18 protein-coding genes are annotated in these 20,623 nt (G+C 66.8%); 8 read left to right on the top strand and 10 right to left on the bottom strand.

Annotation, left to right across the window (positions count from 1 at the left end):
• Positions 1-62: 62 nt before the first annotated feature.
• The 3 genes from rlmN to ACH0AE_RS05015 all read right to left on the bottom strand — a co-directional run bounded on the left by rlmN (position 63) and on the right by ACH0AE_RS05015 (position 2,562).
• Positions 63-1,247, bottom strand: a complete 1,185-nt coding sequence (gene rlmN / locus ACH0AE_RS05025) for a 23S rRNA (adenine(2503)-C(2))-methyltransferase RlmN (protein ID WP_294443591.1) — start codon at positions 1,245-1,247, stop codon at positions 63-65.
• 209 nt (positions 1,248-1,456) lie between these two features.
• Positions 1,457-1,924 carry a hypothetical protein gene (locus ACH0AE_RS05020; protein WP_294443590.1) on the bottom strand — a complete coding sequence of 156 codons (468 nt, stop codon included), beginning with the start codon at positions 1,922-1,924 and terminating at the stop codon, positions 1,457-1,459.
• Positions 1,921-2,562 carry a histidine phosphatase family protein gene (locus tag ACH0AE_RS05015; RefSeq protein ID WP_294443589.1) on the bottom strand — a complete coding sequence of 214 codons (642 nt, stop codon included), beginning with the start codon at positions 2,560-2,562 and terminating at the stop codon, positions 1,921-1,923. Before ACH0AE_RS05015 ends, ACH0AE_RS05020 begins: the two co-directional genes overlap by 4 nt.
• A 131-nt stretch (positions 2,563-2,693) precedes the next feature.
• On the opposite strand from ACH0AE_RS05015, the gene ACH0AE_RS05010 reads away from it, so the two are divergent.
• The 3 genes from ACH0AE_RS05010 (at position 2,694) to dnaN (ending at position 5,509) form a co-directional block, all read left to right on the top strand.
• Positions 2,694-3,269 carry an outer membrane protein gene (locus ACH0AE_RS05010; RefSeq protein ID WP_294443588.1) on the top strand — a complete coding sequence of 192 codons (576 nt, stop codon included), beginning with the start codon at positions 2,694-2,696 and terminating at the stop codon, positions 3,267-3,269.
• Between the two features lie 311 nt (positions 3,270-3,580).
• Positions 3,581-4,234 carry an outer membrane protein gene (locus ACH0AE_RS05005; protein WP_294443587.1) on the top strand — a complete coding sequence of 218 codons (654 nt, stop codon included), beginning with the start codon at positions 3,581-3,583 and terminating at the stop codon, positions 4,232-4,234.
• A 156-nt stretch (positions 4,235-4,390) separates the two neighbouring features.
• Entirely contained in the window at positions 4,391-5,509 is a 1,119-nt protein-coding gene (gene dnaN, locus ACH0AE_RS05000) for a DNA polymerase III subunit beta (RefSeq protein ID WP_294443586.1), read from the top strand.
• A 61-nt stretch (positions 5,510-5,570) separates the two neighbouring features.
• Here the strand turns inward: dnaN and ACH0AE_RS04995 are convergent, their stop codons facing one another.
• Positions 5,571-8,594: a TonB-dependent receptor domain-containing protein gene (locus ACH0AE_RS04995; RefSeq protein WP_294443585.1), complete on the bottom strand. Its 3,024-nt coding sequence runs from the start codon at positions 8,592-8,594 to the stop codon at positions 5,571-5,573.
• A 328-nt stretch (positions 8,595-8,922) separates the two neighbouring features.
• Between ACH0AE_RS04995 and ACH0AE_RS04990 the strand changes: the two genes are divergently transcribed.
• Entirely contained in the window at positions 8,923-9,216 is a 294-nt protein-coding gene (locus ACH0AE_RS04990; RefSeq protein WP_294443584.1) for a putative quinol monooxygenase, read from the top strand.
• Between the two features lie 49 nt (positions 9,217-9,265).
• Here ACH0AE_RS04990 and ACH0AE_RS04985 read toward each other — a convergent pair whose 3' ends face one another.
• Positions 9,266-11,557 (bottom strand): CDC48 family AAA ATPase, encoded by a 2,292-nt coding sequence (locus ACH0AE_RS04985; protein ID WP_294443583.1) that lies wholly within the window; start codon positions 11,555-11,557, stop codon positions 9,266-9,268.
• 319 nt (positions 11,558-11,876) lie between these two features.
• On the opposite strand from ACH0AE_RS04985, the gene ACH0AE_RS04980 reads away from it, so the two are divergent.
• Positions 11,877-12,767 carry a LysR substrate-binding domain-containing protein gene (locus tag ACH0AE_RS04980; RefSeq protein ID WP_294443582.1) on the top strand — a complete coding sequence of 297 codons (891 nt, stop codon included), beginning with the start codon at positions 11,877-11,879 and terminating at the stop codon, positions 12,765-12,767.
• 86 nt (positions 12,768-12,853) lie between these two features.
• On the opposite strand, the gene ACH0AE_RS04975 is transcribed toward ACH0AE_RS04980, so the two are convergent.
• Complete coding sequence (locus ACH0AE_RS04975; protein ID WP_294443581.1) at positions 12,854-13,309, bottom strand: peptidylprolyl isomerase; 456 nt, start codon at positions 13,307-13,309, stop codon at positions 12,854-12,856.
• A 137-nt stretch (positions 13,310-13,446) separates the two neighbouring features.
• Here ACH0AE_RS04975 and mgtE point away from each other — a divergent pair, with 137 nt between their 5' ends.
• Both mgtE and ACH0AE_RS04965 read left to right on the top strand, forming a co-directional pair.
• The gene (gene mgtE, locus ACH0AE_RS04970; RefSeq protein ID WP_294443580.1) at positions 13,447-14,856 is read left to right on the top strand and encodes a magnesium transporter; all 1,410 of its coding nucleotides are present in this window, start codon (positions 13,447-13,449) and stop codon (positions 14,854-14,856) included.
• Between the two features lie 209 nt (positions 14,857-15,065).
• Positions 15,066-15,485 carry a DUF1489 family protein gene (locus ACH0AE_RS04965; protein WP_294443578.1) on the top strand — a complete coding sequence of 140 codons (420 nt, stop codon included), beginning with the start codon at positions 15,066-15,068 and terminating at the stop codon, positions 15,483-15,485.
• 383 nt (positions 15,486-15,868) lie between these two features.
• On the opposite strand, the gene ACH0AE_RS04960 is transcribed toward ACH0AE_RS04965, so the two are convergent.
• From ACH0AE_RS04960 to ACH0AE_RS04945, 4 genes are all read right to left on the bottom strand, one after another.
• On the bottom strand, positions 15,869-16,084 hold the full coding sequence (locus tag ACH0AE_RS04960) for a DUF6894 family protein (RefSeq protein WP_406875504.1): 216 nt from the start codon (positions 16,082-16,084) through the stop codon (positions 15,869-15,871).
• Positions 16,085-16,229: 145 nt separating this feature from the next.
• Positions 16,230-16,394, bottom strand: coding sequence for a hypothetical protein (locus tag ACH0AE_RS04955; RefSeq protein WP_406875502.1), 165 nt, complete (start codon positions 16,392-16,394; stop codon positions 16,230-16,232).
• Positions 16,376-16,504, bottom strand: coding sequence for a hypothetical protein (locus ACH0AE_RS04950; RefSeq protein WP_406875501.1), 129 nt, complete (start codon positions 16,502-16,504; stop codon positions 16,376-16,378). Before ACH0AE_RS04950 ends, ACH0AE_RS04955 begins: the two co-directional genes overlap by 19 nt.
• A 136-nt stretch (positions 16,505-16,640) precedes the next feature.
• Positions 16,641-17,078, bottom strand: coding sequence for a MarR family transcriptional regulator (locus tag ACH0AE_RS04945; protein ID WP_406875500.1), 438 nt, complete (start codon positions 17,076-17,078; stop codon positions 16,641-16,643).
• Positions 17,079-17,678: 600 nt separating this feature from the next.
• Here ACH0AE_RS04945 and uvrA point away from each other — a divergent pair.
• On the top strand, positions 17,679-20,594 hold the full coding sequence (gene uvrA, locus ACH0AE_RS04940) for an excinuclease ABC subunit UvrA (protein ID WP_406875499.1): 2,916 nt from the start codon (positions 17,679-17,681) through the stop codon (positions 20,592-20,594).
• Positions 20,595-20,623 lie beyond the last annotated feature (29 nt).

The raw sequence follows: 20,623 nt of genomic DNA, 5'->3' as shown, positions 1-20,623 counted from the left end.
ACAGCTCAGTGTCGCTTCGGACGTGATCCGGGGTCCCGCTCACCTTCAAGCAACCGCAACGCTCACCCCAAAGCGGCGAGCTTTTCCTCCGCCTGCCGGTCCAGCTCTGCGCGGGTCTTCTTCTCCGCGGCGGTCTTCAGCTGGCCGCATGCCGCATCGATATCGCGCCCGCGCGGGGTGCGGGTCGGCGCGGAAATGCCACCCTCGAAGATGATGTTCGAGAACGCCCGGATCCGCTCCGGCGTCGAACACTCATACGGCGCGCCCGGCCAGGGATTGAACGGGATCAAATTCACCTTCGCCGGCAGCTTGTAGTGCCGGATCAGGCGCACCAGTTCGCGCGCGTCGTCATCCGAATCGTTCTTGTCCTTCAGCATCACGTACTCGAACGTGATGCGCCGGGCGTTGTTCGCGCCGGGATAATCGGCGCACGCCTGCAGCAGCTCCTCGATCCCGTATTTGCGGTTCAAGGGCACGATCTCGTCGCGCACTTCCTTGGTCACCGCGTGCAGTGAGACGGCCAGGTTGACGCCGATCTCCGCGCCCGCACGGGCCATCATCGGCACCACGCCGGACGTGGACAGTGTGATACGCCGCTTCGACAGCGCCAGGCCGTCGCCGTCCATCACCACGGACAAAGCGTCGCGCACATTGTCGAAATTATACAGCGGCTCGCCCATCCCCATCATCACGATGTTGGTGAGCATGCGGCCCTCGGGCTGGCTCGGCCATTCGCCCAGCGCGTCACGCGCCAGCATCACCTGGCCGACGATCTCGCCCGCCGTCAGATTGCGCACCAGCCGCATCGTGCCGGTGTGGCAGAAACGGCAGTTCAGCGTGCAGCCGACCTGGCTCGACACGCACAGGGTCCCCCGATCCGCATCGGGGATGAACACCATCTCGTAATCCTGCCCGTCGTCGGATCGCAGCAGCCACTTGCGCGTACCGTCGGTCGATACCTGCGCCTCCACCACGGCGGGACGTCCGATCACGAACCGCTCGGTCAGCCACGGATGCTGCGCCTTGGCGATGTCGGTCATCACCGAAAAGTCGGTCGCGCCGCGATTGTAGATCCAGTGGAAGATCTGCTTGGCGCGCAGCTTCGCCTGCTTGGGCTCCAACCCGGCGGCGGCCAGCGCCTCGCGCACTTCATCGCGTGACAGGCCGACGAGGTCGACGCGGCCGTCCTCACGCGGGGTGATGGCGCGTGCAACGGGCACGGGATCGATGTGCCCCGGTATGGGCATGGGAGCGGCCGACAGTGTCTGCATCGCGCGCATATAGCGCAAAAGCCCGGGAGTTTCCAGCCGGCCGCCCAAACTCCCCTCCCGCTCGCGAGAGGGGTCGGCGAGGGGCCTTGCCCTTGCCCACCAGCCAATCTCCCACCGTCCCGTTCGTGCCGAGCCTGTCGAGGCTCCCGCCTCACGCTCCCGCCCGGAAGCGGGAGGAGATCAGATCACCCCACACACCCCAGCACCGCCGCGTCGATCGCCGTCGCCGCGCCGCCCAGCGCATAGCTGTCGGCAAACGGCCGCCCGCTCGCGCTTACCGATGATATGCTCATGCTTCGGCCGCCACGCATGGCCGCCACGATCGCGCGGTCGGTAGCCGCATCCGGGGACCACGCCGCCCGCGCATTGCCCGACAGGGTGAAGCGCCGCTCCCCGATCGCCAGCGTCACCGGCGCGCGCGCGCTTCGTTCGGTCGACAGGCGGATGAACAGCGCGGGGCGCCGCGTGCGCCCGAAATGCGCCGCCACGCTTGCGAACGGCTTGGTCGCCGCCCGGCGTGCGCGCGATCCGCGCACCGGCGCGCTGATCGCATAGCAGCGCGGCGGCGATCCTTCGCGGAATGCACCCCAGGCGTCATAGACGCCGATCGCCGTCCGATCGCTCGCCAGCAACAGGGCGAGCAGCGCGATCAAGCCGGGGCATGCCCCGTGCCAAGGTGGATCACCGTCTCGCGCCCGCGCTCCAGCATCGTCACCGTGCCTTGCGGATGCGCGTCCATCACGGGCGCCCCGCACGGGTCGATCGGCGCACCGGTCATCACGCCGCGCATCACCCGGCTGGAAATGCCGTGCATGATCACCAGCCGGTCGCCGTGGTCGTCCATCGTCTCGCGCAGCCAGCCCGACACGCGCTCCGCGATCGCTTCGTAGCGCTCGCCATCGGGGGCGCAGCGCAGCAGGCCGCGCTCGTCGATCACCGGACCAACCTCGCCGACCACGTCGGAGTAATAACGGCCGCCCCAGCTTCCCATGCCGATCTCGATCAGCCGCCCGTCATGCTTCGCCTCGTGCCAGTCGAGTTCCAGATGCTCGGCGATGATCGCCAGCGTCTGCAGCGCGCGGCCGGTGGCGGAAGCATACATGGTCAGCTTCGGCTTGGGCCCCAGATAGTCGCGCAGCGCGCGGCCCATCTCCTCCGCCTGGGCGAAACCGGCGCGGGTCAGCGGGGTATGCGGTGCCTCGCCCTGCAGCCGGCGGGCAGCATTGAATACAGTCTCTCCATGCCGCGCGACGAAATCACGACCGCGGCGCTCAAAAGGGTTTATCGCCATCCGCCCGCTTTTGGTCGCCACGGGCGCGAAAGCAACGGCTTTTGGCGCGCAGCGATGGGACAGCCGCGCCCCGCACCGCAAACCGGCCCTCGCAAGGCCGCCAGCCCGGCGGCACGACAAGGGGATTCATCATGCGATTGTTCGTCATCACCACCGCCGCCGCCGCGGCCCTCCTCACCACGCCGGCCCTGGCGCAGGACGGCGGCAAGCCCGATTTCAGCGGCTTCCGGCTGGAGGCACTCGCCGGCTACGATCACATCTCGGGCGACGGTGATGGCAAGGGCGGTTTCACCTACGGCGCCGCCGGCGGCTATGATGCCGCGCTCGGCCAGGTGCGGCTCGGCCTCGAAGGCGAGATCACCGATTCCACGGTGCGCCAGCGCGATGTCGGCTTCCGCAGCGATCTCGGCCGCGACCTCTATCTCGGTGCGCGGGTCGGGTACGTCCTCTCGCCGCGCGCGATGATCTACGCCAAGGCCGGCTACACCAATGCCCGCGTCACGACGCGCATCACCACCGGGCCGACGACGCTGAAGGATTCGACCAATCTCGATGGCTTCCGCGCCGGCGCCGGCGTCGAGGTCGCGATCAACCCGCGCTTCTACGTGAAGGGCGAGTACCGCTACTCGCATTACGGCGATCAGAAGGGCCTCGATATCGATGCCGATCGTCACCAGCTGATGGCCGGTGTGGGCGTCCGCTTCTGATCAAGGGACGCGTGTAGCCCATGCGCTACCGCCGCCGGGGCAAGGCGGTCGCCGCACATGGGCTACAATCGCAACACAGCGTTTCGATAAGCGAAGCCGATGCTCGCCAAGAAAAGTTCCGAGCCCCTCCTGTATAAGCAGCACGCAGGTGCGCTCGCGCGTAAGAGAGTCAGCTTCCTCTTCAAGTCCCTGTTGCCAAAAAGCCACGAAAATTGCTGTTTATCTGAGGTTCATGCAACGCCTGCGCTTTCCCCCCATTTGAGCGCTGTCGCCGGCGAGTTTCGGCGACCAACGTGAAAATGGAGTCTCTTATGCGTAAGCTCATCCTGGCGACGCTCGCCGCCACCACCGCCGCAGTTGCCGTTCCTGCTGCCGCGCAGGATGCGGGGCCGTTCACTGGCCCGCGCGCTGGCGTCATCCTCGGGTACGACGCGCTGCGCCCCGGCGACACGCAGGATTCGCAGATCCGTGGCGATCAGGGTGCCGACGGTTTCCTGTACGGCGGCGAAATCGGCTATGACGTGGCCTTCAACAACCTCGTCGTCGGCGTCGAAGGCGAAATCACCGGCTCGACCGGCAAGGTCCGCAACGATCCGCGCAACCCGAACGACTTCGGCTATGGCCGCGTGAAGGCTGGCCGCGATCTGTACGTCGGCGCCCGCATCGGTGTCATGGCCGCGCCGCAGACGCTGATCTACGGTAAGGTCGGTTACACCAACGCCCGTCTCGATCTGACGCGCGCTGACGCGACCACCACGACCGGTGCGAACTTCAACCTCGACGGCTACCGCCTCGGTGCCGGTGTCGAGCAGTCGCTCAGCCCGAACACCTATGCGAAGCTCGAGTATCGCTACTCCAACTATGGCGATGCCCGCCTCGAATATCCGAACGGCGCCAGCACCGGCACGTTCGGCGTGGATACCGATCGTCACCAGGTGGCGGTTGGCCTGGGCTTCCGCTTCTGAACTCCTGCGGGTGCGGCCTCGCCGCACCTGTCTGGACGAAGATGCGAACTATCCACCGAAAACAAGGGCCGGGGCGCTTGCTCCGGCCCTTTCTCTTTGTCTAGGAAACCCGGGAGTTGCCCCTGGTCGAATCCGGCGGGCCGGGGGATCTGAATCATGAAGGCGACGATCGAACGCGCGACGCTCCTCAAGGGGCTGAGCCATGTCCAGTCGGTGGTGGAGCGGCGCAACACCATCCCGATTCTGTCGAACGTGCTGATCGAGGCGACGGCCGAAGGCTCGCTGAAGCTGATGGCGACCGATCTCGATCTGCAGATCAACGAGAATGTCGCCGCCGCGGTCGACCAGCCGGGCGCCACCACCGTGTCGGCGCACACGCTGTTCGACATCGCGCGTAAGCTGCCCGAGGGCGCGCAGGTCTCGCTCACCGCCGCGGACGGCCGCATGACGATCGTCGCCGGCCGCGCGCGCTTCTCGCTCGGCACGTTGCCGCGCGACGATTTCCCGGTTATCGCCGAGGGCGAGCTGCCGACGCAGTTCGAGATGCCGGCCGAGGCGCTGAAGCAGATCATCGACAAGACGCGCTTCGCGATCTCGACCGAGGAAACGCGGTATTATCTGAACGGCATCTTCCTGCACGTATCGGACGAGGGCGGATCGCAGCCGGTGCTGAAGGCCGCGGCGACCGATGGCCACCGGCTAGCGCGCGTGACGCTGCCGCGCCCCGAAGGCGCGGAGAACATGCCCGACGTCATCGTGCCGCGTAAGTGCGTGGCGGAGCTGCGCAAGCTCCTCGACGAGGTCGACGGCTCGGTCGGCGTGTCGCTGAGCGGCACCAAGATCCGCTTCGATCTCGGCAAGGCGATCCTCACCTCGAAGCTGATCGACGGCACCTTCCCCGATTACAGCCGCGTCATCCCGACCGCGAACGACAAGATCCTGAAGCTCGATCCTTCCGCCTTCATGGAGGGCGTCGACCGTGTCTCGACCATCGCCACCGAAAAGACCCGCGCGGTGAAGATGGCGCTCGATCGCGACAAGATCACGCTTTCGGTGACCAGCCCGGAAAACGGCACGGCGGCCGAAGAAGTGCCCGGCGAATATGTCGCGGCCCCGTTCGAGATCGGCTTCAACAGCCGCTACCTCATGGACATCCTCGGCCAGATCGACGGTGACGTGGTGGAGGTCCACCTCGCGGACGCCGCCGCGCCGACGCTGATCCGCGAGAACGACAAGGCGCCCGCGCTCTACGTCCTGATGCCGATGCGCGTCTGACGCGGACCCTCGCGGCAAGAAAATGCGTCCCGCCGGCCCCTCGCCGGCGGGACGTTTCGTATCAGCTCCCGATCTCGAACCGCAGGCCGACACGAAACGTGCGGCCGAGGAAATCGTACAGCGACCGGTTCGTCCCCGGATCGGGGCTTGACGTGTCGGACGGCCCGCTCCCCACCAGCGCCGGATCGCGGTTGAACAGGTTGTTGGTCTGGAAATAAAGCTCGCCGCGCGCGCCGCCCAGCGTCACCTTCTTCGCCAGATAGGCATCGACATAGAAGGCGCCCGGCAGCCGGTTGTTCGAGATCGTGCGGTTCAGCGCGGTCGAGGCCGGGCAGCCGCTCGTGCACTCGATGTAGGTGTTGTTGTACACCCCCGCACTAAATCCGCGCCCGGTGAGCTGCACCGTCAGATCGTCGAGCGAATAGTTCGCCGTCACGCGATATTTCCACTTCGGCAGCGCGCCGCTGTTCTGCCCAACGCTGTTCACCGGCGGCTGCGTGCCATTGTCGGACCAGCGCTCGATGAAGCGGGTGCCCAGCGCGCGCAGGAAGATCGTCCCCGGCAGCCCGGCCGAGATGCGGTCGAGCGCAGTGCGATAGCTCGCCTCCACGTCCAGCCCGCGGGTACGCTCGACGACGTAATTGAAGTTGGTGGTATAGACCCAGATGTCGCCAAGGTTCGGGATCACGTTCGGCCCCGTCGTCCGGTCCCACCCGTCGCCATAGGCATAGCGCGGCGCGGCGACATTGTCGGTCGTCGCCAGCGCGATCTGCTGGCACAGCGCCTCGTTCCCCTCGAAGCAGCGGTCGACGATCTGCTGCGCGCTCAGCGCGCCGATCGATCCATTGATCTTGATGTCGTAATAATCGACCGACAGGCCCAGCCCCGGCACGAACGACGGGCGATAGATCAGCCCCACGTCCCAGGTATCCGCCTTCTCCGGCCGGAGGTTGAGGTTGCCCTGCGGCACCCCGCGATAGCGCGCGCTCGCCTGCGTCCACGGGTTCAGCAGCGAGTTCGTGTTCCCCCCGCCGGATTGGAACAGCTCGGACAGGTTGGGCGCGCGGATGTCGCGCGATCGCACCGCGCGCAGCTGCAGGTCGCTCACCGGGCTCCACGTCAGCCCCGCCTTCCACGTCACCACCTCGCCCGCCTGGCTGTAGCTGGTCAGCCGCGCTGCGCCGTTGAACCCGATGTTGAACGGCAGCGAGATCAGCGTCTCGATATAGCCTTCGGTCACGTCATAGGCGCCCGCCACCTGCGAATTGTCCGGGAAGTTCCCGCTGTACCAGCCGCTCTGCGCAAATGGCGGTGTATAGGCGGACGTCTCCTCGCGGCGATGCTCGATGCCGAAGGCAAGGCCGATCGGCTTGATCCACGGATTGGCGATATCGGTGCTGAGGTTCAGCGCCGCGACATCCTGCTGGAAGCGGGTCTTCGTCCAGGGATTGCCCATGATGTAGCCGACCGCGGCGGGTGAATTCACCCCGATGCCGAAGCTGTTGTACGGCACGCATCCTTGCGCCAGCGGGTCGCTGCTCCCGTCCCGCGTCACGCGGCACACGATCGTGGCGCGCGCCGCATCCCACACCGCATCGCGCGCATAGCCAAGCTTGGTGCGATTGGGCGACACCAGCGAGATGTGGTTCTCCGTCACCCCGCGCTGGTAATAACCGTCCCAGCTCCACCGCGTCCCGATCAGGTCGAACTTGCCCTCGGCCCCGATCAGATAGCGCTGCACCTCGCGGCGATTGTCGCTCTGGCGCGTCGGATAATCGGCGTTGAACGATCCCAGCGTCAGGCCGGTGGTGGCGATGCTCGGATATTGCGCCAGCAGCGCGGCCGGGATGAAGGCATTGTCGCCGCGGATCGCGATGTTGCCGCGGTCGGTCTGCCGCCCGCCCCAGTTCAGGCCGCGCGTGTAATTATACGCCGCCTCGCCGAACAGCTCGATCCCGTCGGTGATCTCGTAGCTCAGCCGGCCGTAAAGCCCGCGGATCCGCTCGCCCGGCTGAAGCGAGGTGCCGTCGACATGCTGGTTCTCGCGCCAGTCGCCGCCGATCGTCCACTCGCCATTCCCGGCGCGATTGTAACCGGGGCCATAGTCATAGCGGTTGATCGTCCCGCCCTGCCCGAAATAGACGCCGCGCGCCGGCCCGCTCACCACGATCCCGCCGCCCGTCACGCTGTTCAGCCCGGCGCTGGTGGACGGCATATATTGCGGCTGGCCGTTCCCCGGCACGTACGCCGGGTTCTGCGTCATATACATGCCCTTCGCCGCCCAGCCGCGCGGGGCACCGTTCACGCCCTCGCGCTGGATGAAGGTCCCGTTCAGCAGCACATGGCCGCGCCCGCCGGCGAACGGCGCCCCCGCCGTCAGCGTCGCGCGATAGCTGTCGTCGTCGCCATAGGTGGTCTGGCCGTAGCTCAGGTCGCCCTTGATGCCGGTATAATCCTTGTCGAGGATGTAATTCACCACCCCCGCCACCGCGTCGGAACCATAAACGGCCGAAGCGCCGCCGGTGACGATCTCGATGCTCTTCACCAGCCCCTGCGGAACGGTGTTGATGTCCACCGTCCCGTCCGTCGTGGAGGCCACCGATCGCCGCCCGTCGACCAGCACCAGCGTGCGGTTGCTTCCCAGCCCGCGCAGGTTGACGGTGTTCAGCCCCGCCGCCCCGCTCGCCAGTGATCGGTTGCTGTTCGCCGGCGTGATGCTTCCCGCCACCGAAGGCAGCTGGTTCACATAATCGGCAAGGTTCGCCGGGGCCGCCGCCTCCAGTTCCTGCGTGCTCACCACCGTCAGCGGTGTCGGCGCATCATAGCCGTTGCGGATCACCCGCGATCCGGTGACCGTGATGTCCGGCCCGCTGTCACCCTCCACCACCGTCGCGCCTGCGCCTGTCGCCACCCCAGTGCCTGCCTGCGCCGCGTCGGCGGAGACCGTGTCTGCCGAGGCTGCTCCTGCAGAGGCCGGGTCCACGGGGGCCGCCACGCCGCTCGTATCGGGCGCGGTCTGCGCCATCGCCGTCGCCGGCAGCAAGGATGCGGACACCAGGAACACGAAGCGACGTGCGAACACCATTCAATCCCCCACCATCTTGCGTGCGGCGCCGGCTGCTTGTCGCCGCTCGGGCCGCGTGGAGGGGCTGGTTACGAACGATCACCTACTAAGTCGATAGGCTTTATAGGATCATCATTGATGGAGATCCTATCTTGATCCGCGGAACTGGCCCCAAGCGACAGAGAACACGCTCTTTTCTCGGAAACCGCCCCGCACCTGGCTTCGAAAAACAGCCGCGCGGGCCGCAACTGCATTGCGAAGGTAGCTAGGAGCAGTCGTCGCGCAGCCCGTCCGTCACGAACCTCAGCCATCGCGATCGCCCCCTCATCTCGCGAAAGGAAAACGCCCGATGGCGGTCTCGCTGATGCTCAAGATTACCGCCAAGCCGGGTCACGGCTGGAAGGTCGTCACCTATCTGGCACCCAGGCTGAAGGAGACCCGCGCCTTCCCTGGCTGCGAGTCAGTCGCGCTCTACACGGTGGATGATCAGCCCGATCGCGCGCTGCTGCTGGCACGCTGGGCGTCGATCGAGGATTACGAGAAATATGTCGCCTGGCGACAGGGCAGCGGGGCGATGGATCAGCTGATGCAGCTGCTTGCCCGGCCGCTGGAGGTGGTGAAGCTCCAAGAAGCCGCCACCTGATGCGCCATGGACGGGCGCCCCGGCATGCACCGGGGCGCCGCGCCATGGGTCAGTCGCGGCGTTCGCCGCGCGGGGTCAGCTGCCCCGGGGAGATGAAGCCGATCGGCTGGATCGAGGCCGCGTCCTGCTTCAGCTTGGATGCGATCTGCTGGTAATCGCGCTCCATTTCTTCGGTCACGCTCGCGCGGGATTCCTCCAGCGCCGCCTCGAAGTCACCCATGTACACTTCGCGCGCACCCAGCGACCGCCGCAGCGCGATCAGGCCCGCGCGACGCACCACGTCGCCAAGGTCGGCGCCGGTGAACCGCTCCGTCCGCCGCGCCACCACGTCGAGGTCCACGTCATGCGCCAGCGGCATCTTGGCGGTCTGGATGCCCAGGATGCGCCGCCGCCCGGCCTCGTCCGGCACGCCGACATAGATCAGCTCGTCGAACCGCCCCGGCCGCAGCAGCGCGGGATCGACCAGGTTGGGCCGGTTGGTCGCGCCGATCACCACCACGGACTGCAATTCCTCCAGCCCGTCCATCTCGGCAAGGATGGTGTTCACCACCCGCTCGGTCACCTGCGGCTCGCCGAGGCCACCGCCGCGCGCCGGCACCAGGCTGTCGAGCTCGTCGATGAAGATCACCGTCGGCGCCACTTGCCGCGCGCGCTGGAACAGCCGGGCGATCTGCTGCTCGCTCTCGCCATACCATTTGCTCAAGAGGTCGCTCGATTTGGTGGCGATGAAATTCGCCTCCGCCTCGCGCGCCACCGCCTTCGCCAGCAGCGTCTTGCCGGTGCCCGGCGGCCCGTAGAGCAGGAAGCCCTTGGCCGGCCGGATGCCGAGGCGCCGGAACGCATCGGGATCCTTCAACGGCAGCTCGACGCCTTCCTTCAGGCGCATCTGCGCATCGTCCAGCCCGCCGACATCGTCCCAGCGGACGGTCGGCGCCTGCACCATCACTTCGCGCATCGCGCTCGGCTGGACGCGCTTCAACGCTTCCATGAAGTCCTCGCGAGTCACCGCCAGCGTGTCGAGCACCTCGGGCGGAATGGTCCGCTCCTCCAGGTTCAGCCGCGGCATGATCCGCCGCACCGCCTCGATCGCCGCCTCGCGGGTCAGCGCGGCAAGGTCCGCGCCGACGAAGCCGAAGGTGGTGCGCGCCAGCTCGCCCAGGTCCACCTTGTCGCCCAGCGGCATGCCGCGAGTGTGGATGCCCAGGATCTCGCGTCGCCCGCGCTCGTCAGGCACGCCGACCACGATCTCGCGGTCGAACCGCCCCGGCCGCCGCAGCGCCTCGTCCAGCGCCTCGGGCCGGTTGGTGGCCGCGATCACCACCAGGTTCGCGCGCGCCTCCAGCCCGTCCATCAGCGTCAGCAGCTGCGCGACGACGCGCTTCTCCGCCTCGCCCGATACCTGCCCGCGCTTGGGCGCGATCGAATCGATCTCGTCGATGAACACGATCGAGGGCGCGCTCTTGGCCGCTTCCTCGAACACCTGCCGCAGCCGGCCCTCGCTCTCGCCATAGGCGGAGCCCATGATCTCGGGGCCGTTGATCAGGAAGAACTGCGCGTCGCTTTCATTGGCAACCGCCCGCGCCAGCCGCGTCTTGCCGGTGCCGGGCGGGCCATGAAGCAGCACGCCCTTGGGCGGGTCGACGCCCAGCCGCTGGAACAGCTCGGGGTAGCGCAGCGGCAGCTCGACCATCTCGCGCAGCTGGTCGATCGTCGCCGCCATGCCGCCGATATCGTCGTAGGTGACGTCGGCGCGGCGCGCCTCGTTCGGCTCCTCATACTCGGGCCGCAGCTCGACCTCGGTATTCTCGTCGATGTGGACGATGCCCTTGGGCGCCGCGGACACGACGACCAGCCGGATCTCCTGCAACGCATAGGCCGGGGCGTTGACGAACTGCTGCATCCCCGGCGGCATGTTCGCCACGCGCTGGTGCCCGGCAGTCGCCACCACATCGCCCTGCGCCAGCGGCCGGCCGATGAAGGTGCGTTTCAGCGCCACGGTCGACCCTTGCAGCCGCAGGTTCTGCGCCGCCGGCGCGAACACCACGCGCGTCGCCGGGCTCGACTCGGCCTTGCGCACCTCGACGAAATCGCCCGAGCCGACGCCGGCATTGGCGCGCTGCAGGCCGTCGATGCGGACGATCGCCAGTCCCTCGTCCTCGGAATAGGGGCCGACCGCGCGCGCCGGCGTGGTCTTCTTGCCGATGATCTCGATCACGTCGCCTTCGGTGAGGCCAAGCGACGCCATGAACGCCCGCGGCAAATGCGCGATACCGCGCCCGCTGTCTTCCGGGCGGGCGTTGGCAACCTGCAATTTGGTGGCTTGTGTGTCGCTGTCGGCCAAGCCGCTTCTCCTTCGGTATCCGTGTCCGCTAAGATAGATACGCACGAACGCTTTTGGAGTAGCCGGCCCGGCGGCCTTTTTCGTGCACGACGCACGAATGTCCCATGCCCCGGCAAAGGCACAAAAAAAGGGCCGGCCCGAAGGCCAGCCCATGGAAGTTTTTAGGAGAGGATGCCTGAAAGGCCCGCCCTATGTGCGTCGAACCCGCTTATTGTGCAAGTGCGAAGAAAACACCGCCGCGTGCATTTTGTGCAATTCGGCTTGCCGCGTGTCCGGCATTCCCGCATGATGCACCGCACCATAAGCGACTGGATTGACGATGCGCCGGCTCCCTCCCCTCACCGCGATCGAGGCGTTCGTCGCCGTCGCGCGCCTGGGATCGGTGAAGCTCGCGGCGGAGGAACTCGCGCTCTCCGCCCCCGCGCTCAGCCGCCGCGTGCAGACGCTCGAGCGCTTCCTCGGCCGCCCGCTGTTCGATCGCCGCCACCAGGCGATGGTCCCCAATGCGGAAGGCGAGCGGCTGCTGGCGCAGATCGCGCCGGTGCTCGATCAGCTGTCGGATGCGGTCGAATCCATGACCAGCGCGGTCGAGGTCGTCCGCCTGCGCCTCGGCGTGCTCCCGCTCTTCGCCTCGCAGCGGCTGTTCCCGCGCCTGCCCGAATTGCGCGCCGCGCATCCGGAGCTTCACCTCGATATCGACACCGCCGGCCACGGCATCGCCCGGCTGGGTGACGGGCTCGACGCGGTCATCGCCCTCGCGCGCGACATCGATCCCGCGCTCTACGCCCGCCGGCTCGATCGCAACATGGTCTATGTCATCGGCAGCCGCTCGCTGATCGAGCGCCCCGACCCCGTCGTCCGCCCGCAGCAGCTCGCCGCGCTCACCGCGCTCGTCCACCGCGACATGCCGGATACGTTCGTCGCCTGGCGCACCGCCGCCGGGCTCAACGACATCGAGCCGATGGCGGTCGATCATTTCGATTCGGGCGCGCTGATGCTGGAGGCCGCGGCACAGGGCCTCGGCGTTGCCTTCATGCACGAAAGCCATTTCGCCGACGCCGCGGATCCGCGCCTCGTGCGGCTCTTCGATATCGAGGTCGTCAGCCCCTACAGCTACTGGTTCGTCTGCCGCCCGCGCGCGCTCCAGCTGAAGCAGGTGCGCATCTTCCGCGACTGGCTGATCGACACGCTCGCTTCCGACCCGAGCTGAACGCCCGCCCCATCGCCCGGCTCGGCGCAAAGAAAAAGGGGGCCAGTCACCCGAGCCCCCTTCATCCCTCGACGATCGGCCGGTGCTTACTCGGCGCGTGCCTTCACGATCTTGCCCGGCTCGCGCGGCGGCTCGCCCTTGGGCAGCGCGTCAATCAGCTCCATGCCGTTCGTCACTTCGCCCCACACGGTATACTGGCCGTCGAGGAAGCGCGCGTCGTCGAAGCAGATGAAGAACTGCGAATTGGCGCTGTTCGGATCATTGGTCCGCGCCATGGAGCAGACGCCGCGCACGTGCGGCTCCTTGGAGAACTCCTGCTTAAGGTTCGGCTTGTCCGAACCGTGCATGCCAGTGCCCGTCGGATCACCGCCCTGCGCCATGAAGCCCGGGATCACGCGGTGGAACACGACGCCGTCGTAAAAGCCCTCGTTGGCCAGCTCGCCGATGCGCTTCACATGCTCGGGCGCCAGGTCCGGGCGCAGCTTGATCGTCACGTCGCCGCCGTCCAGCGTCAGCGTCAGGGTGTTGTACGTATCGGCCATGGAAAGCCTCCTTCGGGATAACCGGAAAGCCGGCGCCCTATACTTGGCTCTCTTCGAACGCAAATCTCCCCCGGTTGGCAGGCGCCGTCGCGGCGGCTAGGAGCGCCCGCAGATCAACCCGCCGGAGGAGGCCAGCGATGAGCGAAACCGAACTCCGTAGTGCCGAGCGTCCGGGCGAGGACGAGAACCAGCTCGACGCGGACGATCGGCTGAAGCCTGATTATGTCGACGCGGTGCTCGATGCGGTCGATCGCGGCGATACCGAGGAGGCGCAGCGCCTCGTCGAGCCGCTCCACCCCGCCGACATCGCCGACCTGTTCGAGCTGACGCCGGAGGATCGACGCGCCGCGCTCGCTGCCGCGGTGGCCGATCTGCTCGACGGCGACGTGTTCGCCGAGATGAACGATCACGTCCGCGAACAGCTGATCGACGCGCTCGATGCGCGCCAGGTCGCGGATCTCGCTTCCGAGCTCGATACCGATGACGCGGTCGCGATCATCGAGGATCTCGACGTGGAGGAGCAGCGCGAGGTGCTCCGCGCGATGGAGCCCGACGATCGCGCCGCGATCGAGGAGGCGCTGAGCTACCCGGAGGAATCCGCCGGCCGCCTGATGCAGCGCGAGCTGATCGCGGTGCCGGAACATTGGACGGTCGGCGACACGCTCGATTTCCTGCGCGGTGACGAGGAACTCACCACCGACTTCTGGGAAATCTTCGTCGTCGATCCGCAGCACAAGCCGGTCGGCACCTGCGCGCTGTCGTGGATCCTGCGCACTCCGCGCGCGATCGCCATCTCCGACGTGATGGCGCGCGAACAGACGCTGATCCCGGTCGACATGGATCAGGAAGAGGTCGCGCTCCGCTTCCAGAAATACGCGCTCATCTCCGCCGCGGTGGTCGACGGCTCGGGCCGCCTCGTCGGCATGATCACCGTCGACGATATCGTGCACATCATCCAGGAAGAGGCCGGCGAGGACGCCCTGCTGCTCTCCGGCGCTGGCGAAGGCGACATCAACGAGCCGGTGCTGGACAGCTACAAGGCGCGCGTCCGCTGGCTCATCGCCAATCTCTTCACCGCGCTCGTCGCCTCGTTCATCATCTCGCGGTTCGAAGGCACGATCGAACGCATGGTCGCGCTCGCCACGCTGATGCCGATCGTCGCCGGCGTCGGCGGCAATGCCGGCACGCAGACGCTCGCCGTCACGGTGCGCGCGATGGCCACCAACCAGCTGACGCAATCCAACACCGCGCGCGCGATCGGCCGCGAGATCCGCGTCGCCCTGCTCAACGGTGCGACGATCGCGGTGGTGATCGGCACCGGCGTCGCGCTGATCTTCGCCAATCCCCTGCTCGGCGGCGTCATCGCCGCGGCTATGATGACCAACATCCTCGTCGCCGGGCTTGCCGGCGTGCTCGTCCCCGTCGTCCTTGAGCGGCTGCGCGCGGACCCCGCGGTCGCCTCCTCCGTCTTCGTCACCATGACGACGGATTCGATCGGCTTCCTCGCCTTCCTCGGCCTGGCCACCGCCTCCGGCCTCGTCGGCTAACCCACGCGCGGTCGCCACCCGGGCTTGCCACACGAGGTAACGGGATGACCGCCCCCGTTCGTCCCGAGCCAAAGCGATCGCCAACGCTCGTCTCCAGCAACGAGGGGCGCCCTCAGCCCGTTCGTCCCGAGCGCAGTCGAGGGATAGCCCCGCTCGCCACGCAAACGCCATTGGCAACCCGCCCCCACCCACCCCACATGCCAGCCCCGATGGATTCAGAACGCCCACCGCTCCACATCACCAAGGTTGCCTTCGGCCACAGCGCGGTGGAGCATCTCGCCGACCGCCTGCGCCAGCGTGGCGAGGAAGGCCCGCTGTTCCTGACGACGCGCTATCTGCCCAAGCGGCATGAGGAGATCGCCGGCCGAGGCTCGCTGTTCTGGATCATCAAGCACCAGCTCGTCGCCCGCTCCCCCATCCTCGGCTTCGGCGAGGCAGAGGGCGGCCGCGTCGCGATCCACATCGATCCCGCGCTCCGCCTCGTCGCCGCCCGCCCGAAGCGCGCCCACCAGGGCTGGCGCTATCTCGAACATGCCGACGCGCCCGTCGATCTCGGCGGCGACGGCAGCGGCATGGCCACCCTGCCCCCCGCCCTGCTCGGCAAGCTCGCCGAACTCGGCCTCGTCTAGGCCCCGCCGCCGCACCGCGCCGCCGCCCCCCGAACACCCACCCCCGGCACCCCAAAAAGCCCCCGTCGGCCCGGTCACCCGGGCACGGCCACTCCGCTACCCCAGAACGCCCCGTCACCCCGGCCTTGAGCCGGGGTCCCGCTTCTTAACCACCTGCGCGACAAGCCTGTCGTTGAAGGGGACGCACCGCCATTGCTCTCGGTCAGGCGGCCACATCCTGCGCTCACCCCGGCACTGCACCCAGCACCGCGACAAAGACCACCCTCACCCCGGCCCTGAGCCGGGATCCCGCATCCTCACCAGCAACCGAGAAAGGCGCCGCGGCTCACCGCTCGCGCGCAGGCACGCTTACCGCCGCGGCTCCGTCAGCGCCGCCGCATTGGTCACAACAGATGCAGCACGAACAGGATCAGCCCGGTGGCGTCGCTCGCCTCGATGCTCCAGTCACCATCGTCCCAGACCTGCGAAGCCCGTGCGCGCAGCATGTCACTGGCAAACAGCGCCGCCTCATGGCGCAGCGCCGCCAGATCATCCTTCTCCACGTTCCGCGTCGCCTGTACGCCAGCGGGCGTGCGCAGCTCGATCCGGTATCGCGCCATCCTCAGCCTCCGCGCCCTTAACGTCGCTTCGCCGCGGTGTGTCCCTGATTTGGACGACTTTTGCGCGACTTCGACGCAATCGCTGTGACGCCGCAAGCCGCCGACGCTACTCAGCCGACGTCGATTGCGCCCGTGTCGCCCGCCGTTACAACAATCGCGCCTGCACTTCTGTGGTTTCGCGCGCGGCGCGTTTGAACGCGGCACTCGGATCGACATAGGGAATGTCCGGCCGCTTCCCCGCGAACAATTCCGCCAGCGTCAGAATCTGCAACCAGGGATAGCTCTTGCCGGTCAGCGCAGAGTGGAACACCCCACCGCCGCCGCCCCGCGCTCCATCACCTTGGTCGGCAGCGCCTTGGTGATGAACACGCCGATCGGCGTCTTTTCGCGCGCCATCGCCGAATGAAGGTCGCGGATCACCGGCACGCCGACATTGTCGCGCCCTTGACGGAAACGATCGCCTTCTCTGCCTCCTTCCCATCAGGCTTGAAGCGGCGATACCGTTGTTCCCACGGTCGGGGCCCGCGTTCTTGCCGCCGAACGGCAGTTGGATCCACTAGCTGACACGGCGCGATCCGCCCAAGCGGGGCTTTGTGGAAAGAGCCAGCGCCAACTTTTCGCAGGCTTCGCGGGTCAGGTTTAGGTGGGAACGCCGCCGATCAAACGGATCTGCCTCCCTGCTCAGAAGCCCAATGGTCACCATCTTGTCAATCCAGCGCAACGCAGTTGTGGCGGGTACATAGGAGGCAATGCAAGCGGAGCTGATCGATGTAGCCCGCCCATCGGCGCAATCAATCAAGAGCGCGAGCATCATATCCCAAGCTGGATCAGCGAACAGATCACTGTTCCGGAAATGAAAATCACGCTGGCGCCGTGCACTGTAGATCGCCCGGGCAGCTGCTACATGGTCATGGCCGAGCCCATAGTCTGAAAGCGGCGCCGAGAAGCGCGCCGATTGTTGGCATTCCCAATCGGAATCAAAGCGGCTAGTCATCTCACTACTCCCCAGTAGTCGGTTGTACGCGACTTATTATCTCGCCGTTAACCCTATTTCGAAACGATAGCTATGGCACATTCAAGCGATAATGAAGAATTGATCAAGCGAGTTCGACAGGCACTTGCGATGTCAGATCGGCTCGGCCTAACCGACACAAGTATTGCTCTGAACAGCGCCCTTATTACCTTGGACGGAGTGGGAACCCACGGCACGAACGTCGACGGGAGGCGTGATATCGGCCCGAACAGTTGTTCCGATCAACCGATCCGATGATGATCCATGTTTGAAGAGGTATCTCCAGAACGGATGCTTCTTGTTAGATCTTCGAACCCACGCACCGTTCCGTCTTAGGTAGAGTCCTCTTCGAGTCGCGGCGCACTTGCCGCGTGCCGGTGGGATTGATCGGACCTGAGGAGTCGCGCTTTCGTCGCACACATGCTCGCGCAGCACGTTCAGATTGGCGCTGTAGTACGGCCGGTTCACCATGCCGCACGGCAACGTTCTAACTCGCCTGCATCGCTCCACTCGCAACCCCGCTGCCCGCTTCCTACATCTCCGGTCTATCCTCCCGACCGGAACGGAAGTAGAACTAAACGCATGCTGACTCACATCTCCGTCCGCGGCGCGCGCGAGCACAATCTCAAGGACGTAAGCGTCGATATCCCCCGGGATACGCTGACGGTGATCACCGGCCTCTCCGGCTCGGGCAAGTCGAGTCTCGCGTTCGACACCATCTATGCCGAGGGTCAGCGCCGCTACGTCGAGTCGCTCTCCGCCTACGCCCGCCAGTTCCTCGAACTGATGCAGAAGCCGGACGTCGATCATATCGAGGGGCTCTCGCCGGCCATCTCGATCGAGCAGAAGACGACCAGCCGCAACCCGCGCTCCACGGTCGCGACCGTGACCGAGATATACGATTACATGCGCCTCCTCTGGGCGCGCGTCGGCGTGCCCTACAGCCCCGTCACCGGGGAGCCGATCGCGGCGCAGACGGTCAGCCAGATGGTCGACCGCGTCATGGCGCTGCCCGAAGGCACGCGGCTCTACCTCCTCGCCCCCGTCGTGCGTGGCCGCAAGGGTGAGTATCGCAAGGAAATGGCCGAGTGGCAGAAGGCCGGCTTCACCCGCGTACGGATCGACGGCGAGATCCACGAGATCGAGGACGCGCCCGCGCTCGACAAGAAGTACAAGCATGACATCGAGGTCGTGGTCGATCGCCTCGCGGTGAACGCGGACATCGCGACGCGCCTCGCGGACAGTTTCGAAACCGCGCTGAAGCTCGCCGACGGCCTCGCGTACGTCGATCTCGCCGACGGCGTCGTCCCGGGGCGCGAGGATGAGGCCGCGTCGGGCGGCGCGATGAAGAACGCCGGCATCCCCGCCAACCGCATCGTCTTCTCCGAAAAGTTCGCCTGCCCGGTCAGCGGCTTCACCATCGCCGAGATCGAGCCGCGCCTCTTCTCCTTCAACGCCCCCCAGGGCGCCTGCCCGGCCTGTGACGGCCTCGGCGAAAAGCTGATCTTCGACGAGGATCTCGTCGTCCCCAACCACGCGCTCACCATCAAGAAGGGCGCCGTCGTCCCCTGGGCGAAGTCCAACCCGCCCTCACCCTATTACATGCAAGTGCTCGGCTCCCTCGCCCGCGCCTATGATTTCAGCCTCGACACCCCCTGGGCCGAGCTTCCGGAGGAGGTGCGGAACATCATCCTCCACGGCACCAAGGGAAAGGCGGTCACCCTCACCTTCATCGACGGCAAGAAGAGCTACGACGTCAGCAAGCCGTTTGAGGGCGTCATCGGCAATCTCAATCGCCGCATGCTCCAGACCGAGAGCGCGTGGATGAAGGAGGAGCTCGGCAAGTACCAGTCGTCCCAGCCGTGCGAGGTCTGCCACGGCGCCCGCCTGAAGCCCGAGGCGCTGGCGGTAAAGGTCGCGATGCAGGACATCAGTCACGCGACCCACCTCTCGGTGGTCGACGCGCTCGCCTTCTTCACCGACCTCCCCAATCACCTCAACGACCAGCAGCGCGCCATTGCCGAGCGCATCCTGAAGGAAATCGTCGAGCGCCTCGGCTTCCTCAACAACGTCGGCCTCGATTATCTCAACCTCGATCGCACGTCCGGCACGCTCTCCGGCGGCGAAAGCCAGCGCATCCGCCTCGCCTCGCAGATCGGCAGCGGCCTCTCCGGCGTCCTCTACGTCCTCGACGAACCCTCGATCGGCCTGCATCAGCGTGACAACGACATGCTGCTCGCCACGCTGCGCCGCCTGCGCGATCTCGGCAACACCGTGCTCGTCGTCGAGCATGACGAGGATGCGATCCGCACCGCCGATTACGTGATCGACATGGGCCCCGGCGCCGGCGTCCACGGCGGGCAGATCGTGGCCCAAGGCACGCTCAAGCAGCTCCTCAAGTCGAAGGGCAGCGTCACCGCCGATTACCTCAACGGCACGCGCGAGGTCCCCGTGCCGGCCAAGCGCCGCAAGGGCTCGGGCAAGAAGCTGACGGTGCACAACGCCACCGCCAACAACCTCACCGGCGTCACCGCCTCGATCCCGCTCGGCACCTTCACCTGCATCACCGGCGTCTCCGGCTCGGGCAAGTCCAGCTTCACCATCGACACGCTCTACGCCGCCGCCGCGCGCCAGTTGAACGGCGCGCGCATCCTCGCCGGCAAGCACGACAAGGTCACCGGGCTGCAGCATCTCGACAAGGTGATCGACATCGATCAGTCGCCGATCGGCCGCACCCCGCGCTCGAACCCGGCGACCTATACCGGCGCCTTCACCCAGATCCGCGACTGGTTCGCCGGCCTGCCGGAGGCGCAGGCGCGCGGCTACAAGCCCGGCCGCTTCTCGTTCAACGTCAAGGGCGGCCGGTGCGAGGCGTGCCAGGGCGATGGCGTGCTCAAGATCGAGATGCACTTCCTCCCCGACGTGTACGTCACCTGCGACGTGTGCCACGGCGCGCGCTACAATCGCGAGACGCTGGAGGTGAAGTTCAAGGGCCACTCGATCGCCGACGTGCTCGACATGACGGTCGAGGACGCGGCGGAGTTCTTCAAGGCCGTCCCCCCGATCCGCGACAGGATGGCGATGCTGGTCGAGGTGGGCCTCGGCTATATCAAGGTCGGCCAGCAGGCGACGACGCTGTCCGGCGGCGAGGCGCAGCGCGTGAAGCTCGCCAAGGAACTCTCCCGCCGCGCCACCGGCAACACGCTCTACATCCTCGACGAGCCGACCACGGGCCTGCATTTCGAGGACGTGCGCAAGCTCCTCGAAGTGCTCCACGCCCTCGTCGAACAGGGCAACACCGTGGTGGTGATCGAGCACAACCTGGACGTCATCAAGACCGCCGACTGGGTGCTGGACCTGGGCCCCGAAGGCGGCGTCAAGGGCGGCGAGATCGTCGCCGAAGGCACGCCGGAGGTGGTGGCGGCGGAACCGCGATCATTTACGGGCAAGTATCTGGCGCCGTTGCTGGGGAAGCGGGAGGCTGTGGCGGCGGAGTGATCGTCGTTGATTGACGACGGGCATAATCT

It is taken from the genome of Sphingomonas sp. 179-A 2A2 NHS, assembly GCF_045371305.1.
Lineage (GTDB): Bacteria > Pseudomonadota > Alphaproteobacteria > Sphingomonadales > Sphingomonadaceae > Sphingomonas.
This window is presented reverse-complemented; position numbering and strand designations above follow the sequence as displayed.

Bases quoted from the DNA above. Each gene is read 5' to 3' on its own strand.
- ACH0AE_RS04945 (WP_406875500.1), bottom strand. From the start codon at position 17,078: ATGACTAGCCGCTTTGATTCCGATTGGGAATGCCAACAATCGGCGCGC.
- dnaN (WP_294443586.1), top strand. From the start codon at position 4,391: ATGAAGGCGACGATCGAACGCGCGACGCTCCTCAAGGGGCTGAGCCAT.
- ACH0AE_RS05015 (WP_294443589.1), bottom strand. From the start codon at position 2,562: ATGGCGATAAACCCTTTTGAGCGCCGCGGTCGTGATTTCGTCGCGCGG.
- ACH0AE_RS04975 (WP_294443581.1), bottom strand. From the start codon at position 13,309: ATGGCCGATACGTACAACACCCTGACGCTGACGCTGGACGGCGGCGAC.
- rlmN (WP_294443591.1), bottom strand. From the start codon at position 1,247: ATGCCCATACCGGGGCACATCGATCCCGTGCCCGTTGCACGCGCCATC.
- ACH0AE_RS05005 (WP_294443587.1), top strand. From the start codon at position 3,581: ATGCGTAAGCTCATCCTGGCGACGCTCGCCGCCACCACCGCCGCAGTT.
- ACH0AE_RS04995 (WP_294443585.1), bottom strand. From the start codon at position 8,594: ATGGTGTTCGCACGTCGCTTCGTGTTCCTGGTGTCCGCATCCTTGCTG.
- uvrA (WP_406875499.1), top strand. From the start codon at position 17,679: ATGCTGACTCACATCTCCGTCCGCGGCGCGCGCGAGCACAATCTCAAG.
- ACH0AE_RS04960 (WP_406875504.1), bottom strand. From the start codon at position 16,084: ATGGCGCGATACCGGATCGAGCTGCGCACGCCCGCTGGCGTACAGGCG.
- ACH0AE_RS04965 (WP_294443578.1), top strand. From the start codon at position 15,066: ATGGATTCAGAACGCCCACCGCTCCACATCACCAAGGTTGCCTTCGGC.
- ACH0AE_RS05010 (WP_294443588.1), top strand. From the start codon at position 2,694: ATGCGATTGTTCGTCATCACCACCGCCGCCGCCGCGGCCCTCCTCACC.
- ACH0AE_RS04980 (WP_294443582.1), top strand. From the start codon at position 11,877: ATGCGCCGGCTCCCTCCCCTCACCGCGATCGAGGCGTTCGTCGCCGTC.
- mgtE (WP_294443580.1), top strand. From the start codon at position 13,447: ATGAGCGAAACCGAACTCCGTAGTGCCGAGCGTCCGGGCGAGGACGAG.
- ACH0AE_RS04990 (WP_294443584.1), top strand. From the start codon at position 8,923: ATGGCGGTCTCGCTGATGCTCAAGATTACCGCCAAGCCGGGTCACGGC.